The 477-nt window shown below is 53.9% G+C and carries 1 protein-coding gene; it reads right to left on the bottom strand.

What is annotated here, in order from left to right:
* Positions 1–169: 169 nt before the first annotated feature.
* A partial coding sequence (locus tag M3667_RS16555) for a hypothetical protein (protein ID WP_251509620.1) occupies positions 170–477 on the bottom strand: 308 nt, incomplete at its 5' end.

The following is a 477-nucleotide window of genomic DNA, read 5'->3' on the forward strand; positions in this document are numbered from 1 at the left end:
TCCCCGATCTCGGTTGCGCCAGCCTGCCCAGCAATGTTGGTTAGTCGGGCCCAGATATCGCGGTTACTGGGGTCAAATACCGGGCCATTGGGATAATCCACCGCATCAGAGGCAATAGCGGTCTGTGCCGCCATTCGGGAAATGACAGCGTTTCTGATTTCTGTAAGGGTCATTTGTAGGCCTGAATTACACCATTAAACGAGACGGCATAGACGCCTGTCGGCGCCTGTGTTGAGTGGCCATTCTCCAGAGGCACGGAGTAAGGCAGGTTCGACTGGATGTAAATCACCGAGTAGGCTGGCGCCTGGTCAATAATATTTTTGCCATTAAGAAACGTCATTGTCCCGCGCGGATCCGGTTCGGTCGGGACGGAATGATTAGGTTCGCCGATGCTGACAAAATGCGATGCCCTGAAGGTTCCTGCGCGATACTCAGCCGGCCGCCTGATATCCATGCTGTCATTAACACGGACTTTCT

The sequence above is a fragment of the Microbacterium sp. P26 genome (genome assembly GCF_023712585.1).
GTDB lineage: Bacteria > Actinomycetota > Actinomycetes > Actinomycetales > Microbacteriaceae > Microbacterium > Microbacterium algihabitans_A.